At 38.2% G+C, this 16,675-nt stretch carries 18 protein-coding genes; 16 read left to right on the top strand and 2 right to left on the bottom strand.

The annotated features are described in order from the left end of the window. From PVV70_RS03515 to PVV70_RS03440, 16 genes are all read left to right on the top strand, one after another. Window positions 1-386, top strand: a 386-nt coding sequence (locus PVV70_RS03515; protein WP_273757909.1) for a YadA-like family protein, incomplete at its 5' end; no start/stop codon positions are given. Beyond that, a complete protein-coding gene (locus tag PVV70_RS03510) occupies window positions 383-979 on the top strand; it encodes an invasion associated locus B family protein (RefSeq protein WP_273718116.1) in 597 nt (198 codons plus the stop codon). The genes PVV70_RS03515 and PVV70_RS03510, both read left to right, overlap by 4 nt. Window positions 980-1,926: 947 nt before the next feature. After that, a complete protein-coding gene (locus tag PVV70_RS03505) occupies window positions 1,927-3,237 on the top strand; it encodes a Ppx/GppA phosphatase family protein (protein WP_273757908.1) in 1,311 nt (436 codons plus the stop codon). A 29-nt stretch (window positions 3,238-3,266) separates the two neighbouring features. Next, window positions 3,267-3,995, top strand: coding sequence for an RlmE family RNA methyltransferase (locus PVV70_RS03500; protein ID WP_273757907.1), 729 nt, complete (start codon window positions 3,267-3,269; stop codon window positions 3,993-3,995). A 173-nt stretch (window positions 3,996-4,168) separates the two neighbouring features. Beyond that, window positions 4,169-5,194 (top strand): GTPase ObgE, encoded by a 1,026-nt coding sequence (gene obgE, locus PVV70_RS03495; protein WP_273718122.1) that lies wholly within the window; start codon window positions 4,169-4,171, stop codon window positions 5,192-5,194. A gap of 1 nt (window position 5,195) precedes the next feature. Beyond that, a complete protein-coding gene (gene proB / locus PVV70_RS03490; protein ID WP_273718283.1) occupies window positions 5,196-6,335 on the top strand; it encodes a glutamate 5-kinase in 1,140 nt (379 codons plus the stop codon). A 44-nt stretch (window positions 6,336-6,379) separates the two neighbouring features. Further along, window positions 6,380-7,636: a glutamate-5-semialdehyde dehydrogenase gene (locus PVV70_RS03485; RefSeq protein ID WP_273757914.1), complete on the top strand. Its 1,257-nt coding sequence runs from the start codon at window positions 6,380-6,382 to the stop codon at window positions 7,634-7,636. Window positions 7,637-7,665: 29 nt separating this feature from the next. Then, window positions 7,666-8,259: a nicotinate-nucleotide adenylyltransferase gene (locus PVV70_RS03480; protein WP_273757913.1), complete on the top strand. Its 594-nt coding sequence runs from the start codon at window positions 7,666-7,668 to the stop codon at window positions 8,257-8,259. Between the two features lie 107 nt (window positions 8,260-8,366). After that, window positions 8,367-8,756: a ribosome silencing factor gene (rsfS, locus tag PVV70_RS03475; protein ID WP_273757906.1), complete on the top strand. Its 390-nt coding sequence runs from the start codon at window positions 8,367-8,369 to the stop codon at window positions 8,754-8,756. 1 nt (window position 8,757) lies between these two features. Continuing rightward, window positions 8,758-9,240, top strand: a complete 483-nt coding sequence (gene rlmH / locus PVV70_RS03470) for a 23S rRNA (pseudouridine(1915)-N(3))-methyltransferase RlmH (protein ID WP_273718129.1) — start codon at window positions 8,758-8,760, stop codon at window positions 9,238-9,240. 134 nt (window positions 9,241-9,374) lie between these two features. Further along, window positions 9,375-10,619, top strand: a complete 1,245-nt coding sequence (locus tag PVV70_RS03465) for a murein hydrolase activator EnvC (protein ID WP_273757905.1) — start codon at window positions 9,375-9,377, stop codon at window positions 10,617-10,619. Further along, window positions 10,609-11,919 carry a S41 family peptidase gene (locus PVV70_RS03460; RefSeq protein WP_273757904.1) on the top strand — a complete coding sequence of 437 codons (1,311 nt, stop codon included), beginning with the start codon at window positions 10,609-10,611 and terminating at the stop codon, window positions 11,917-11,919. Before PVV70_RS03465 ends, PVV70_RS03460 begins: the two co-directional genes overlap by 11 nt. 38 nt (window positions 11,920-11,957) lie before the next feature. Beyond that, window positions 11,958-12,479 carry an RNA pyrophosphohydrolase gene (locus tag PVV70_RS03455; RefSeq protein ID WP_273757903.1) on the top strand — a complete coding sequence of 174 codons (522 nt, stop codon included), beginning with the start codon at window positions 11,958-11,960 and terminating at the stop codon, window positions 12,477-12,479. Window positions 12,480-12,589: 110 nt separating this feature from the next. After that, complete coding sequence (locus PVV70_RS03450) at window positions 12,590-13,150, top strand: invasion associated locus B family protein (RefSeq protein WP_273757902.1); 561 nt, start codon at window positions 12,590-12,592, stop codon at window positions 13,148-13,150. Between the two features lie 332 nt (window positions 13,151-13,482). After that, a complete protein-coding gene (locus PVV70_RS03445) occupies window positions 13,483-13,776 on the top strand; it encodes a YggT family protein (protein WP_273757901.1) in 294 nt (97 codons plus the stop codon). Window positions 13,777-13,798: 22 nt separating this feature from the next. Beyond that, complete coding sequence (locus PVV70_RS03440) at window positions 13,799-14,113, top strand: DUF167 domain-containing protein (protein WP_273757899.1); 315 nt, start codon at window positions 13,799-13,801, stop codon at window positions 14,111-14,113. A gap of 55 nt (window positions 14,114-14,168) precedes the next feature. Here PVV70_RS03440 and ppa read toward each other — a convergent pair whose 3' ends face one another. Further along, complete coding sequence (ppa, locus tag PVV70_RS03435; RefSeq protein ID WP_273757898.1) at window positions 14,169-14,699, bottom strand: inorganic diphosphatase; 531 nt, start codon at window positions 14,697-14,699, stop codon at window positions 14,169-14,171. A 64-nt stretch (window positions 14,700-14,763) separates the two neighbouring features. Beyond that, window positions 14,764-16,590 (bottom strand): translational GTPase TypA, encoded by a 1,827-nt coding sequence (typA, locus tag PVV70_RS03430; RefSeq protein ID WP_273757897.1) that lies wholly within the window; start codon window positions 16,588-16,590, stop codon window positions 14,764-14,766. Window positions 16,591-16,675: the final 85 nt, after the last annotated feature.

Below are 16,675 nucleotides of genomic sequence, written 5' to 3'. Positions count from 1 at the left end.
ATACGGATCAGCAGATGAAGATAGTCCTTGAAGATGCAAAGAAGTATACGGATGAGCACATCAATGATATAGCCAACAATAGTGTTAGTGAGTCCAAAGCTTATACAGATATGAAGTTTGAGACGTTGAATTATGCCATTGAGGATGTCCGGAAAGAAGCAAGACAGGCTGCAGCGATTGGATTGGCAGTATCTAATTTACGTTACTATGATATACCAGGATCTTTAAGTATCTCATTTGGTAGTGGTTTATGGCGTAGCCAATCTGCCTTTGCTGTTGGGGCTGGTTATACATCTGAAGATGGAAATATTCGCTCGAACGTATCTATTACAAGTGCTGGAGGACATTTTGGCATAGGAGCTGGAATTACTCTGAGGTTGAGATGATAATAGAAAAAATGGCTGCTATTGTAAAAAAGAGAAGTATGTTAATAAAAGTTCTGTTTGCTCTTGTCTTAATAGGCAAGAGCGAAAGCTTTGCTAACGAGAACAATAATATTTATACAGTGCATCCACCGCACTTATCGATACCTAGAGGAGAACCAGGTGAAACACGTCGAATTATTATGCAGTTTTATGACTGGACTTTGATTTGTGATGAAAAACAAAAGCTTAAGCAAGGTATATGTAATGTGACACAGACTGTTCATGATCAGGAAGGAAATACCGTTTTTAGTTGGTCTCTTGTTTCTACGACAAATGGTCAAGCAGTGATTCTTTTTCGAACATTACCAAATTCTGATATAAATGTTCCGATTCAAATGTTTGTGAAAGGTGTAAAAAAACCTGTTCTTATTCATTATACGCAGTGTAATGAAACGGTTTGTTTGGCACAATCACCAGTAGGGCCGGTTCTTACTAAACAAATAGAGCAGGACAATACAGTACGTATTTCCTATAAACTTAAAGAGGGAAAGGTATTTTCTTTTACTGTGCCATTTAAAGGATTAAACGCAGCGCTTAATTCTTTGCGCCCTTAGAAATTCATTGAGTATTTTTAACAAGAGACATTTTTTCATAAATCGTTGTGTTATATTTTTGAATGTAAATTATAAGGTGCAATAAGTGAGAAGTTTTATGTAATATGATAGAGAGGTGATTTATTCGAAAGAGTGGGAGTTTTATGAAGTTAAAGCCACAATGAGTGCTTTATATAATAGAAAATTAGGTTAGAGCGTTCCACAAATCTTAAGAGTGATGGCGTTAGTTGTTAGCAATAAAAAGTGATTAGAAATACTCAATTTTAAATAAATAGAAATATGGCTTCCTTACTAATAAGAAGCAGGCTAGGATTTTTTCGAAGTTTCATATGGCTTTTTAAAGCAGTCTGATTAAAGATTAATATTTTTCAATTGAAATATTATAATAACAAGTAAATTTATAATCCTAGAGAATTTTTTGAATGATAATTTTTCTTTGTATTCACGAGATAACGACTATCGTAATTATATTTTGTAGGACCATGAAGCTTTTATTCTAGCATAATCAAAGCCATTTTGTTGCATATAACAAACGAGGTTCGTTTGTGGATAACGCGATTGAAAAAAAATTTTTTTTCTTATAAACTTTATCAATATATAGGTTGTTGCAACCTTAAGCGTTAGCAAAGAGTATGAAGGTACTGGTTTGTTACAATAGAGCTATACTTCGTGTGAATGATATAAAAATAGCATAATTTACAAAATTGATGTGAACGTAAACGATTAATTTATAGTTTTAAGTTCATAAAGAAAAGTATGACTTCACGGAAACATCAAAAGATTATACAAAATTTGAATGATACTAGCGTAGAAAATTTCGATGATAAGAAAAAAGGGAATGGTTTCTTGTATTTTATCATTTGATGCTGCATTGTTGCTTTATTTAGGAATGAGCAGAAGAGTTTTCGCGTTTATTTATTGGGGGAAACACTCAAGGGATAAGAGAAATGACCCCGTTAAATTATGGTTCAAAAGAGTCAAAGCAAGGAGAATTATACGATAGCAAAGCAAATCAATTGCATGATCAGTGTGAGAATGATAGAAATAATCGTTCTGCATTGTCACGAACAGAGGCATGCTCTATCCTTGTTGATATAAAGAGGCAACAGAGAAAAAGACATTGTAAACAGAAACAGGTTTTGATCCAATCGGAGACAGCTTTTGAGTTTTATAGTCAGACAATGATAGATGCTCAAAAAACAAAAAAACTCAAAGCGCCTTTTCTTAGACGGTTCTCTCAAGTAAAATCTCCACCTCTTTATGCGGCTCTTGATTTGGGAACGAATAATTGTCGTCTTCTTATCGCATCTCCTAGTAAACCTGGATATTTTCGTGTTGTTGATGCTTTTTCTCGTATTGTGCGATTGGGAGAAGGTTTAATAAATAATGGTTTTCTTAATACACAAGCTATGGATCGCGCGATTGAAGCGTTAAAGATTTGTCGTTTAAAGCTAAAACAAAGGCATATTAAGCGTTATCGTTTGATTGCAACGGAAGCTTGCCGTTCAGCAGAAAATGGTAGACATTTTATTCAGCGTGTTTTGGATGAGACAGGTCTTGAATTAGAAATTGTTGATCGGCAAACAGAAGCACGTTTTGCTGTTACAGGATGTAGTACACTTGTTGAACCAAATACTGAAGCAATTGTGCTTTTTGATATTGGAGGAGGATCATCAGAAATTGTGCTCCTTGATGTTTCTCAAAAGCGTTCTTTTCGTTTAGCTGGACAAATTACTGCTTGGACTTCTCTTCCTGTTGGTGTTGTTACGCTTGCTGAACGTTTTGGAGGGAATAATATTAGTTTAGATGATTTTGAAAAAATGAAAAGTTATGTGCGAGGGTTGTTAAATAATTTTTCAGATCGTCATAAATTAGGAGAGTTAGCGCAAGGATCGAAGTTTCATCTTTTGGGAACCTCCGGTACGGTTACGACTTTAGCAGGGATGTATCTTAATTTAGAGCGTTATGATAGGAGGAAAGTAGATGGCATTTGGATGGATGATGCAGATATTACTCTTATGACAAAACGCTTATTGTCATGGGATATAGAAAAACGTGTCATAAATCCTTTTATTGGGCGAGAGAGGGCAGATTTAGTTTTAGCTGGTTGTGCAATTTTAGATGTTATTCGAGAAGTTTGGCCAAGTCAGCGTTTAAGAGTTGCTGATCGTGGATTAAGGGAAGGAATTTTGATAGAGCTGATGTTACGCGATGGTGTGTGGTGTCGTCGTAGAAAGAGCAGAGATTTCAAGCGTTAAAGAATTAAATGTGGAGACAATGAATACAGATGAAAAAAACAACCAAAACCCCAACGGGTGGCTATGGAGGTTCAGGGTCACATGAATTATATCAGCGCGTAAAAAAGAAAGCTGGAACCATTAAAGCTTCATCACGGCGATGGTTAGAGAGGCATTTGAATGATCCTTATGTTCATCAATCAAAAGTAGATGGTTATCGTTCGCGCGCGGCTTATAAACTCATTGAAATTAATGAGCGTTATAAGTTTCTGAAAAAAGGTCAAAAAGTTATTGATCTAGGGGCAGCACCGGGGGGATGGTGTCAGGTAGCTGAGCGCATAGTAGGATCAAGTGATGAAAAACCTAGTGTTGTTGGTATTGATTATTTGCATGTTGATCCATTGCCTAGAGTTGCGATGCTAGAAATGGATTTTTTACATGCAGATGCACCGCAGAAATTAATTGAAACTCTAGGAACAAAACCCGATGTGGTTCTTTCTGATATGGCGGCGCCAACAACAGGTCATCGTCAGACGGATCATTTAAGAACGATTTATTTATGTGAAGTTGCAGCTGATTTTGCTCTTTCGGTTTTGAAGCCTGGGGGACATTTTTTAGCAAAGGCCTTTCAAGGAGGAGCAGAAAATACTCTTCTCGCAATGTTAAAACAGCATTTTAAAAAAGTCTATCATGTTAAACCACCCGCAAGCCGATCAGAATCCGTGGAGCTTTATCTTCTAGCACTTGAATTTAAGGGAAAAACAAAAATACAAGAATAGCGCCTTCTTTTAAGAAGGCTTCACTTTACTTAACCTATTTAAATGGGATGACTTTTTTCTCAAAGAGTTATCAGCAATAGTGACAGTTTTTCTGTTATCAATGATGAAAAACTGGTAAAATTAATGTATTGCCTATAGAGGTAGAGAAAGTGATTCCTCAGTGAGTGCTTCCAATGAAATTTCTTGATCAAGCTAAAGTTTATATTCGTTCTGGTAATGGAGGTTCTGGAGCAGTATCATTTCGCCGTGAAAAATTCATAGAATTTGGGGGACCAGATGGAGGGAATGGAGGACGGGGTGGTGATGTCTGGGCTCTTGTTGTTGATGGGCTTAACACGCTGATTGATTATCGCTACCAACAGCATTTTAAAGCAAAAACAGGGGGGCATGGCAAGGGGCGTAATATGACGGGTGAGAAGGGTGATGATGTCATCCTTAAAGTTCCGGTTGGGACGCAAATTTTTGAAGAAGATAATACAACGTTAATCTGTGATTTAACACAAGTGGGACAGCGCTATCGCCTTGCGAAAGGAGGGAATGGCGGTTTTGGTAATCTTCATTTTACAACATCGACAAATCGGGCACCGCGTCGCGCAAATCCAGGTTTAGCTGGAGAAGAGCGTGCTATATGGCTTCGTTTGAAGTTAATTGCTGATGCGGGGCTTATTGGTTTACCCAATGCCGGAAAATCAACTTTTTTAGCTTCTGTAACGGCAGCAAAGCCAAAAGTTGCAGATTATCCTTTTACCACTCTCCATCCTCATCTTGGTGTTGTACGAATTGATGGTCGTGAATTTGTTTTGGCTGATATTCCGGGGTTGATCGAAGGAGCCCATGAAGGGGTGGGAATTGGAGACCGTTTTTTAGGACATGTGGAACGTTGTCGGGTCCTCCTTCATTTGATTTCTGCTCAAGAAGAAGATGTTGCAAAAGCATATCAAATTGTGCGTCATGAACTTGAGGCCTATGGAAATAATCTAAGTGATAAAACTGAAATTGTCGCGTTAAGCCAGATAGATACGCTCACGATTGAAGAGCGTAAAATGAAGCAGGAAGCTTTGCAAAGAGAAACGGATCAACCTGTTATGATGTTTTCGGCTGTTAGTCGCGAAGGTTTAGAAAATGTACTGCGTGCTGGTGCACATATTATTGAGATGTCACGCAAAGAGGAGATGGGTGGGGATAGCAGGATTGATTGAGATGGCTGTTGGATTGCAAAAACTCACACACTATAAACGTATCGTGGTCAAGATTGGATCTGCACTTTTGGTTGATCCTCAGACAGGTTTACGCGTTGAATGGCTTAAAAGCTTGATTAATGATGTTGTTGAATTGCACAAAGGAGGCGTAGAAATATTATTGGTGTCTTCAGGCGCTATTGCTTTAGGAAGGACATTGCTACAGCTTCCTAAGGGAGCTTTGAAATTGGAAGAAAGTCAGGCATGTGCTGCTTTGGGACAAATTGAATTAGCGAAAACCTATGGTGATGCGCTTGCACAACATGGGCTCAAAACAGGTCAAATTTTGCTCACTTTATTTGATACGGAAGAGCGAAGGCGTTATCTCAATGCACGTGCGACGATCAATGTGCTTTTACGTTTTGGAGCAGTGCCTGTTATTAATGAGAATGATACTGTTGCGACGAATGAAATTCGTTATGGTGATAATGATCGTTTAGCTGCACGTGTGGCAACAATGATGGGCGCAGATCTTTTAATACTCTTATCTGATATCGATGGTCTTTATACAAAGTCTCCCCATTGTGATCCGACGGCTGAATTTATTCCTTTTGTGGCGTCCATTACGCATGATATCGAAAAAATGGCAGATGTTGCTGCTTCAGAGTTTTCGCGGGGAGGAATGAAGACCAAGCTTGATGCTGGAAAGATAGCGAATGCTGCTGGAACGGCGATGATTATTACTTCAGGCAAACGTATGAATCCCCTTGCGGCGATTGACAAAGGTGAACGCAAGAGTTTTTTTGCGGCCGGTGAGAAATCTGTTAGTGCTTGGAAAACATGGATTTCTGGTCATTTAGATCCGTCTGGTATTTTGACGATTGATCAAGGAGCCATTAAGGCTCTTGAATCAGGAAAATCATTATTAGCAGCAGGGGTTATTGCTGTTGAGGGAAATTTCCATCGTGGGGATACGGTTGCCATTGTTGATATAAATGGGGTTGAGATTGCGCGTGGACTTGTAAGTTATGGCAAAGATGAAGCTGTACGCATTATAGGGCGTAAAAGCGAAGAAATAGAATCTATTCTTGGGTATGAGGCACGCTCTGCTATGGTGCATCGTAATGATATGATTTTACGCTGCTTGACCAATTCTGTTTAAAAAAGTTACTTTGGTTTTATTGTTTTGGTAGAGTGAATGATACGATGACTTTAGAAGAACAAATGAAAGATATGGGAAAAAAAGCACGTTTTGGCGCTGCAGCTTTGGCTGTTGCTTCTTCTGAGCAAAAGAACAATGCGTTGGAAATGATCGCTTTAAGTCTAGAGGCTCACTCAGATGAAATTTTACGGGCGAATTGTTTGGATTTAGAGAAGGCTGCTCAGAATAATTTGAAAGCCGCAATGGTTGATCGGCTCAAATTAGATGAATTGCGTTTGGGTGCAATGATAGATAGTGTTCGCCAAGTTGCTCGTTTATCTGATCCGGTTGGGCAGGTCATGAGTGCGTGGACACGCCCCAATGGGCTTCATATAAGTCGTGTACGGACACCTCTTGGTGTGATTGGTATTATTTATGAGAGTCGCCCAAATGTTACAGTTGATGCGAGTGCTTTGTGTTTAAAAGCGGGTAATGCCGCGATTTTGCGCGGTGGTTCGGATAGTTTTCATTCTTCACATGCTCTTCATCGTGCATTAGTACAAGGTTTGGAGCGCGCTGGTTTACCGAAAGATGCAATTCAAATGGTTGCAACGATAGATCGTGCTGCCGTTGGGGAAATGCTCAAAGGATTGGATGGAGCGATTGATGTGATCGTGCCACGTGGTGGAAAGAGTCTTGTTGCGCGCGTTCAGTCTGATGCACGTGTTCCAATTTTTGCCCATTTAGAGGGACTTTGTCATATTTATATTGATAAATCAGCAGATTTGGATATGGCGCGCAATATTGTTTTGAATGCGAAGTTGCGTCGGACAGGGATATGTGGTGCTGTTGAGACAGTTCTCATTGACAACGAGGCATTAAAAAAGTTTCTTCCTGTTTTGACTGCTTTACAGGAGAAGGGGTGTGAAATCCGTGCCACAGAAGATATTGTATTTCTTCTGCCGGATGTGAAATTAGCCTCTGAAGAAGACTGGTCACATGAATATCTTGATGCTATTCTTTCTGTTAAAACGGTTGAAGGGGTTGAGGGAGCCGTTTCTCATATTAAGCGTTATTCATCAGGACATACGGAATCGATTATTGCTGAGGATATGGAAGTGGTGAAGAATTTTTTTAATCATTTGGATTCAGCTATTTTATTGCACAATGCGTCCACACAATTTGCTGATGGAGGTGAGTTTGGTTTTGGAATGGAAATTGGTATCGCAACAGGAAAAATGCATGCACGTGGTCCCATAGGTGTTGAACAGCTGACATCATTTCAATATCATGTTAAAGGAAATGGTCAGGTTAGAGCTTGAAAAATCCATTTTTTCCATGGAAAAATCGTATGCCACCTGTTGAAAGATCCAATGTTGTGGGTCTTTTTGGTGGTTCCTTTAATCCGCCGCATGTGGGGCATCTTCTTGTTGCAAAAATTGCTATTCGTCGTTTGCATCTTGATCAGTTATGGTGGATGGTTAGTCCAGGGAATCCTTTAAAGGATTGTACACAGTTACTTCCTTTAGAGGAGAGGATGCAATTAAGTTTTAAGCTTATTGATCATCCGAAAATTCGCTTAACAGGTTTTGAGCAGGCTATAGGGAGCAAAGTATCAGTCGAGACGATTTTTCATATTCTGAATCATTACAGTGGCGTAAATTTTGTATGGATTATAGGTGCAGATAGTTTTACAACGATTCATCATTGGTATCGATGGCGTGATATTGTCTCTATGCTTCCTATTGCAATTATTGACCGTCCTTTAGGCAATAAGTCAGCTCTCTCTTCTCCTATGGCACACATTTATCACCAGTTTCGTTTGGATGAGAGAGAAAGTGAGCGATTACCTTTTATAAAACCACCAGCTTGGACTTATTTGCATGGACCTTTATCTTTTCAATCTTCAACAAACCTTCGTTTGAAGAAGAATGATTTTTCTTGAACAATTTATAAGATTCTGCTTCTCTTTAGAGAAAGCTTTTTTACATTCTACAACAATAAGAAAGGAATATTGATCTGAAAAACGTTGTACAAAACCACTCTTACGATATGATGCCATTAACAGAAAAAGAAGTTTTTTCTGTTAATGAGAGTTTGGAAATTATTCTCAAGAGTTTAGAAGATACAAAAGCAGAAGATATTGTTGCTATTGATATTCAAGGGAAGTCATCTTTGGCTGATTATATGGTCATAGCTTCAGCAAATTCGCAGCGTCATGTATCTTCTATTGCCGATCATTTGTTACGCACTTGGAAAGACAGCGGGCAGGGCCTTGCACGTGTAGAAGGGCTTTCTGGAGGTGATTGGGTGTTAATTGATACAGGTGATATTATCATTCACCTTTTTCGTCCGGAAATTCGTCTTTTTTATAATTTAGAAAAAATATGGATGGCTCCAGATTTAAACAATACAAGATCGGTTCTCTTCGGAGATCATTAAAATGCAAATTTCTATTTTTGCGGTTGGTCGTATGAAAAGTGGAGCAGAGCAAAAATTGGTTCTGCATTATTTGGATCGTTTTTCTAAAAGTTCTGGAGCTGTAGGATTTCATTTAAAAAAGTTACAAGAGATACCAGAAAGTCGTGCTCAAACAGCGTGTCAACGTATGGAGGAAGAGGGAAGAAAACTTATTGAATTTTTACCTGAAAAATGTCGATTAATTGTGTTGGATGAGCGTGGAGAGTCGATTTCTTCAGCTGCTTTTGCTGAAAAATTAGGGTGTTATCGTGACGAAGGCATTCGAGATGTCATCATTGCTTTGGGGGGACCTGATGGGCATAATGAACAAATAAGGAATCGTGCTGATTTTCTTTTATCTTTTGGTTTTATGACGTGGCCACATCAAATTGCACGCATTCTTCTCACAGAACAACTTTACCGTGCTGTAACCATTGCAAATCATCATCCATATCATCGTTTTTAAATATTTTTGTTCAATTTTTATCACTTATTTATATATTTATTAATATAGTTTTAGCCGACACCGTTTAAAGCATCTCTCGTGTATACGATGAGGTGTTATGGTTTTTGCAAATGAAAAAGCTTCTTCATAGAAAGATGCGATATTTATATGGGGAATGCGTGATATTTGTCATCCTGCTCTTGAGTATGTTTTTTTGCTTTTCTGCATCGCATGCGGAAGATACAATGAGGAGTACAGAAGTACATAAAGAATTGGGAGAAATTCGTCAAAATATTTCACTTTCGCGTGAGCGTGTTGTTTTTCTTACGCGTCAAGTTGAGAATTTAAAAAAAGATCAACGTGTTTTGAGTGATGCACTCATAAAAGCTGCTCAAGAAGAACGTAAAGTCGCAGATGATATTGCAGAAAGGGAAGAAAAGCTTGAAAAAATGATAGAAAAGCGGGTACAAGTCTATCAAAGTTTAAAAAGTCGTCGCACTGAATTTGCAGAAGTTCTTGCAATTTTAGAACGTATGGGATTAAATCCACCTCCAGCTCTTATGATACAGCCAGAGGATGTGTTGGCTTCTATGCGCAGTTCTGTTTTATTAGGGACTGTCATTCCTCAAATGCAAGAGAAAACACGAGATTTAACGGAGAAACTCAAGGAGTTGACCAATTTAAGCAATTCCATTACTATGGAATATACGGTATTAAAGACCAAACTGCAAAGTCAAGCAGAACAGCGAAAACGTCTAGAGCTTTTATTAGACAAAAAAAACAAACTACAAAAAAAATCAGAAAAAGAACTTACAGAACAGCAACAAAAAAATATTGCTCTTGCTAAAAAAGCGCAGTCTTTGGAAGAATTGATTTTAGAGCTTGAGCGTCAGTCAAAACTTAACTCTGATTCATCAATACAGATACGGAAAAGTTTACAATTGTTAGAGCAATCCAATTTTGAAAGCCGAAAAGGTTCTTTACTTTTTCCTGTTTCAGGAAAAAGAATTCGATATTCTCATAACAATTCGCAGATTAGGCGTTTTGGTGAGACGATAGAAACAGAGTCAGGGGCTATTGTTATAGCGCCTGCGGATGCTTTTGTTGCTTTTGCTGGGCCATTTCGTTCTTATGGACAGTTAATCATTCTCAATGTTGGAAATGGTTATCATATCATTCTTACTGGAATGTCGAAAATTAATGTAAAACAGGGGCAGTTTGTTCTTTCAGGTGAGCCTCTGGGTATGATGGGGATGCAATTTATTGCAAATAGTGTTGCATTGGATATAGGAAAAGCTGCTCCAATGCTTTACATTGAGTTTAGAAAGCAGGGAAAGCCTGTAAATCCAACTCCTTGGTGGCAGACTGAAAAAATGAGAAGGAGCCAAAATGATTCGTAAAGTTATTCTTTTGGTCGCTGGGGTATTGCTCGGCGCCTGTTCAATGATTATGGTGCAGTCTGTTGCTGCGAATAATGAAGATAGCGCCTATAAAAAATTGGCCATATTTGGCGATGTTTTTGAACGCGTGCGTAAGCAATACGTCACAGTTCCAGATGATAAAAAGCTTATTGAAAATGCTATCAATGGCATGCTTACATCACTGGACCCCCATTCATCTTATTTGAATGCTGAAGAAGCTAAAGATATGCGGGATTCTACGAAAGGAGAATTCGGAGGTCTTGGTATTGAGGTCACTATGGAAAAAAACTTAATTAAAGTTGTTTCACCGATGGATGATACCCCCGCTTCAAAAGCAGGTATTCTAGCAGGAGATCTTATTTCAAAAATTGATGATGTACAAACGAATGGTCAAACATTGAATGAAGCTGTTAATAAGATGCGAGGGGCTCCTGGAACATCAATTACCTTAACAATTATTCGTTCTGGCGTTGATCAGCCATTTGAAGTTAAGATTATTCGTGATATTATCAAGGTAAAAGCGGTGAAATATCGGGTTGAGGGCGACATTGGATATTTAAGAGTTATCCAATTTTCTGAGCAAACATTAGGGAATCTTCTGGCAGCAATTAAAGATATCCAATCTAAAATTCCTGAAGATAAACTAAAAGGTTATGTCCTTGATTTGCGGCTTAATCCTGGTGGACTTTTAGATCAAGCTGTTAATGTTTCGAGTGCTTTTCTCAATAAAGGTGAGATTGTATCAACGCGTGGCCGTAAAAAGAGTGATGTGACGAGATTTGATGCGAAGCCAGGGGATGTCATCAATGGAAAACCACTCATTGTTCTTATTAATGGTGGTTCGGCAAGTGCTTCTGAAATTGTTGCAGGTGCCCTACAAGATCATCGTCGTGCAACAATTTTAGGGACGCAATCTTTTGGTAAAGGATCTGTTCAAACGATTATTCCTTTGGGTGAAAATGGTGCTTTACGCTTAACAACAGCACTTTATTACACACCCTCTGGCACTTCTATTCAAGGAACAGGGATCACGCCTGATATTATTGTAGAGCAACCACTTCCTGAAAAATATAAAGGTTATGATGTAAAAGTTGGTGAGTCTGCATTAAAAGGGCATATCAAAGGGAAACAAGAAAGCAATAAAGGATCTGGTTCAGCTGCTTTTGTTCCGAAAGATCCTAAGGATGACATTCAATTGAATGAGGCTTATAAATTGTTACGGGGTGAGATGGCAAATGCAGCATTTCCACCAGATCCCAATAAGGATATATTGAAGTGAGAAATGATATCGATAGCTTGCGCTTTTGAGGAATATAAATGGATGCAGATGTTAACTTGAAGACTCTTCCTTATCGCAAATGTGTTGGAATTGTTGTTTTTAATCATGAGGGTAAAGTTTGGGTTGGGCGTCGTTTAATGGCGCCAGCTCATGCAGATATTAACAGATCTCATCGTTGGCAGCTTCCTCAAGGAGGAATTGATGAAGATGAAAAGCCATTAGATGCAGCATATCGAGAACTTTATGAAGAAACGGGTATTCGATCTGTAAGGTTGATTAAAGAAGCACAAAATTGGTTCCATTATGATTTTCCACAAGAACTTGTTGCGTGCACATTAAGCAATAAATACCGCGGGCAAACGCAAAAATGGTTTGCTTTCCAGTTTACGGGAGAGCTTTCTGAAATTGCGATCAATCCACCACCAGATGGCAATAAAGCGGAATTCGATCAATGGAAATGGATAGATCTAGAAGCCCTTCCTTCGATTGCTGTTCCTTTTAAAAAGCATGTTTATATGAGTGTTGTCAGCGAATTTCGAGGTAGCCTTAGGTTATTATAAAAGCTATATGACTACGAGAAAGCTTTTTTTATAAAGATGCTTTATATGATGTATATTATTTATAGATGATAAACATGTTTCTCTTTTATGTAAAGAACAGGAATATAAAAATGAAAAAGTTATTTAATTTACTGATAGTTTGTACTCTCTTGAGTATTTCATCTGTTGCATTTGCAACAAATTCAAAGCCTTCTACAGCAAAAGAGGCAGCAGCGACATTGCCAAATGGCGCTTCTTCTTTGACTGAAACCTATGGCTTGTGGACCATTAACTGTGGGTTACAAGAAGGGAAAAAAGTTTGCTTTATGCACCGTCAAGAAGTAAATGAACAGGGGCGTGTTGTTGTGGCTATGACTCTTATTCTCAATGCTGAGGGTGTCGTATCGGGTAATTTAACAGTTCCTTTTGGAATTTTGGTTTCTAAGCCTGTTCGTTTACAAGTTGATGAAGGAAAAGCTGTTATTGAAACCGGTATTCGGACTTGTGTACCAGCAGGTTGTATGGTTCCAGTTGTTTTTGATAAAAATCACGTGGCAGCTTTGCGTTCTGGAAAACAATTAAAGTTAGCGATGACAGTTGCTGCTGCAGGTGAACCACCTTTGAATGATTTGTTTATTCAGCTCAATGGTTTTAGTAATGCTCTTAATCGTTTGATTGCTTTGCAGAAATAATTTTAAAAATAAAAACGGCCTTTTAAGGCCGTTTTTAGTTTGTGCGTATAAGATTGATTATTAAAGCGATGAGATTTAAGATTGTCCCTATAATTTAGTGCTTTTAAAGTTTTCAGATTATTTTTTGTTTCTTCTATTTTCATTGCACTATTTTTAATTTTGATATTTGTTTTCTATCTTCATTATCATTAAATAGAGAGATGAAGAATTTAGACTATTTAGTTTTTTATTCATGAGATTTTGAGATATAAAACTATTATTCAATATACAGATTCATTTTAATAAAGGCTTTCTATATGCTTTTCTGTTTCCTTGACTGAAAGGGATAACGCATGGTTTATGCATTGCTTCAAACACTTGATTGGATTTTTGATCTTTATATTTATATTTTAATCGCCAGTGTCATTTTTTCTTGGCTTTATGTCTTTAATATCGTAAATTCGCGCAATCGCTTTGTTGTTTTGATAGGAAACTTTCTATATCGCCTTACAAATCCCGTTCTAAGCCCTATCCGGCAGATTTTACCAAATTTGGGAACAATTGATATTTCGCCTATTGTGGTGTTCGTTATTATTTATTTTATTCGTAATTTCATGTGGCGGGCTTATGTAAATATGTATTTATAGAAATATAATTTGAGGTAAATACATGTTTTATCAAGTTGATAAAAATAACTTGATTTTGTTTGTATATCTCATTCCCAAATCATCCGTTGACAAAATAATAGGGATTGAGCGTAGAGATGGTGAGAAACAATATCTGATTATACGCCTTCGTGCTGTTCCTGAAGATGGAAAAGCAAATAAAGCTCTCATTAAATTTCTTTCTAAGCAGTGGAAAATTCCATCTTCTTCTATTTTTCTGAAAAGTGGTGCAACATCTCGCTACAAACAGCTTTATTTTTCAACACATTTAGAAGAGCTAAAGCAAATATGGCAATCCTTTAGAGATTGTGTTTCGTAGAAAAATAAATAATAATAAAGCCTATTAAAAAATAGGCTTTATTATATTAAAATTGTTATATTTCTTTATTGCGTTCAACAGCTTGCTGAATGAGTTTATGCGCAAAGTTTTTATCACGCCACCCTTCAATTTTTGCCCATTTCCCAGGTTCCAAATCTTTATAATGCTTGAAGAAATGTTCAATTTGTTTGAGTGTAATCTCAGGCAGGTCTGTATAGTCATGAACATTGATGTAGCGTTTTGTTAATTTTGGTGTTGGAATGGCAATAATTTTTTCATCTTTTCCACCATCATCTTCCATCATTAGAGCCCCGATAGGGCGAACATTGATCACACAACCAGGCATAAGTGGACGGGTATTACAGATAAGCACATCAATAGGATCACCATCATCTGAAAGCGTATGAGGGACAAAACCATAATTTCCAGGATAAACCATTGAGGTATGAAGAAAACGATCAACGAATAATGCGCCCGACTTTTTATCCATCTCATATTTTATTGGTTGACCACCAAGAGAGACTTCTACAATAACATTAACATCTTCTGGTGGGTTTTTGCCTACAGGTATTTCCTTAATATTCATAGAGACATCCTTTCTGGGATAGAGTGGGGCGTAAAATCAATATTTTACCAAAGAGATTATGCAATTAGCTTGAAATTGATGCACGTGTTTTTTCAAAACGTTTACGTTCATTGGGATCAAGATAGAGTTTTCGAAGACGAATACTTTTAGGAGTCACTTCCACAAGTTCATCATCTTGGATCCAAGATAAGGCTCGTTCTAATGTCATTTTAATGGGAGGTGTTAGTTTTACGGCTTCATCTTTTCCGGAAGCGCGCATATTAGTGAGTTTTTTTCCTTTTAAAACATTGACTTCTAAGTCGTTATCACGTGAGTGGATGCCAATAATCATCCCTTGATAGACCTTCACACCGGCATCAATAATCATAGGTCCACGATCTTCAAGATTAAAAAGAGCATAAGCGACAGATTCACCGTTGTCATTTGAAATCATAACACCATTAACACGACCAGCGATGTCTCCTTTATAAGGCTCATAAGCATGGAAAAGGCGATTCATAATGGCTGTACCGCGTGTGTCTGTTAAAAGTTCAGATTGATAACCAATAAGTCCTCGGGTTGGTGCATAAAAAACAAGGCGGACACGATTACCTCCAGAAGGACGTAATTCCACCATTTCTCCTTTACGTTCAGACATTTTTTGTACAACAGTACCGGAATACTCTTCATCAACATCGATAACAACTTCTTCAATTGGCTCAAGAGTTATTCCATTTTCATCCTTTTGCATCACAACACGTGGACGTGAAACACTAAGCTCAAATCCTTCACGGCGCATATTTTCAATGAGAACTGCAAGCTGTAATTCTCCTCGCCCTGAAACGTAGAAAGAATCTTTATCGGCTGATTCTTCAATTTTAAGAGCGACATTGCCTTCTGCTTCTTTTAACAAACGGTCTCGGATGACACGGCTTGTTACTTTATCTCCTTCCGTTCCAGCAAGGGGACTATCGTTGACGAGAAAACTCATCGTAACAGTAGGAGGATCAATTGGCTGGGCAGTAAGGGGGACATTAACAGTAGGATCACAGAAAGTATCAGCAACGGTACCTTTTTGTAGACCTGCAATCGCAACAATATCACCAGCACTTCCTTCTTCAATAGATTGCCGTTCTAACCCACGAAATGCTAAAATTTTTGAAATACGCCCAGTTTCTAAAAGTTTGCCATCTTGTCCGAGAACCTTAACATTTTGATTGGGTTTTAAAGAGCCGGAATGAATACGTCCTGTAATAATTCGTCCCAAAAACGGATCCGCTTCAAGAATAGTTCCAATCATGCGGAATGGTCCTTCTGCTACATGAGGAGAAGGCACATGCCGCGTCACAAGATTAAATAAAGGACTGAGTCCTTGATCTTTAGGTCCCTCTGGGGCTTCAGCCATCCATCCATCGCGCCCAGACCCATAAAGAATGGGAAAGTCAAGCTGTTCATCGGTTGCATCAAGAGCGGCAAAAAGGTCAAAAACCTCATTAATGACTTCATCAACGCGTGCATCAGGTCTGTCAATTTTATTAATAGCAACAATAGGGCGCAATCCCACTTTCAATGCTTTGCCAACGACAAATTTTGTTTGTGGCATGGGGCCTTCAGCAGCATCAACAAGTACGATAGCTCCATCAACCATGTTTAGAATGCGTTCAACTTCTCCACCAAAATCCGCATGTCCTGGTGTATCAACAATATTAATTCGGGTATCTTTCCAAACAACAGATGTCACTTTCGCTAGAATTGTAATTCCCCGTTCTTTTTCAATATCGTTTGAATCCATCATACGTTCGCTTGTACGCTGATTATCACGGAAGTTTCCTGATTGCTTGAGAAGTCCATCTACAAGCGTTGTTTTCCCATGGTCAACGTGGGCAATGATGGCAATGTTACGCAATTGCATAAATTCTCTTCTTTTCGTTTAATGAAATTTCATTTGAGGCAAAGTTTTTACGTTCTTTGCCTGACTATTAAAAAGACCTTTTACA

This window comes from Bartonella sp. AU55XJBT (assembly GCF_028618525.1).
The sequence above is the reverse complement of the archived record's forward strand: the minus strand, read 5'-3'. Positions and strand labels throughout refer to the sequence as shown.

What these genes read in the sequence shown, in the direction of transcription:
- PVV70_RS03510 (WP_273718116.1), top strand. Translation starts at nt 383, where the DNA reads ATGATAATAGAAAAAATGGCTGCTATTGTAAAAAAGAGAAGTATGTTA.
- PVV70_RS03505 (WP_273757908.1), top strand. Translation starts at nt 1,927, where the DNA reads ATGACCCCGTTAAATTATGGTTCAAAAGAGTCAAAGCAAGGAGAATTA.
- PVV70_RS03500 (WP_273757907.1), top strand. Translation starts at nt 3,267, where the DNA reads ATGAAAAAAACAACCAAAACCCCAACGGGTGGCTATGGAGGTTCAGGG.
- obgE (WP_273718122.1), top strand. Translation starts at nt 4,169, where the DNA reads ATGAAATTTCTTGATCAAGCTAAAGTTTATATTCGTTCTGGTAATGGA.
- proB (WP_273718283.1), top strand. Translation starts at nt 5,196, where the DNA reads ATGGCTGTTGGATTGCAAAAACTCACACACTATAAACGTATCGTGGTC.
- PVV70_RS03485 (WP_273757914.1), top strand. Translation starts at nt 6,380, where the DNA reads ATGACTTTAGAAGAACAAATGAAAGATATGGGAAAAAAAGCACGTTTT.
- PVV70_RS03480 (WP_273757913.1), top strand. Translation starts at nt 7,666, where the DNA reads ATGCCACCTGTTGAAAGATCCAATGTTGTGGGTCTTTTTGGTGGTTCC.
- rsfS (WP_273757906.1), top strand. Translation starts at nt 8,367, where the DNA reads ATGATGCCATTAACAGAAAAAGAAGTTTTTTCTGTTAATGAGAGTTTG.
- rlmH (WP_273718129.1), top strand. Translation starts at nt 8,758, where the DNA reads ATGCAAATTTCTATTTTTGCGGTTGGTCGTATGAAAAGTGGAGCAGAG.
- PVV70_RS03465 (WP_273757905.1), top strand. Translation starts at nt 9,375, where the DNA reads ATGCGATATTTATATGGGGAATGCGTGATATTTGTCATCCTGCTCTTG.
- PVV70_RS03460 (WP_273757904.1), top strand. Translation starts at nt 10,609, where the DNA reads ATGATTCGTAAAGTTATTCTTTTGGTCGCTGGGGTATTGCTCGGCGCC.
- PVV70_RS03455 (WP_273757903.1), top strand. Translation starts at nt 11,958, where the DNA reads ATGGATGCAGATGTTAACTTGAAGACTCTTCCTTATCGCAAATGTGTT.
- PVV70_RS03450 (WP_273757902.1), top strand. Translation starts at nt 12,590, where the DNA reads ATGAAAAAGTTATTTAATTTACTGATAGTTTGTACTCTCTTGAGTATT.
- PVV70_RS03445 (WP_273757901.1), top strand. Translation starts at nt 13,483, where the DNA reads ATGGTTTATGCATTGCTTCAAACACTTGATTGGATTTTTGATCTTTAT.
- PVV70_RS03440 (WP_273757899.1), top strand. Translation starts at nt 13,799, where the DNA reads ATGTTTTATCAAGTTGATAAAAATAACTTGATTTTGTTTGTATATCTC.
- ppa (WP_273757898.1), bottom strand. Translation starts at nt 14,699, where the DNA reads ATGAATATTAAGGAAATACCTGTAGGCAAAAACCCACCAGAAGATGTT.
- typA (WP_273757897.1), bottom strand. Translation starts at nt 16,590, where the DNA reads ATGCAATTGCGTAACATTGCCATCATTGCCCACGTTGACCATGGGAAA.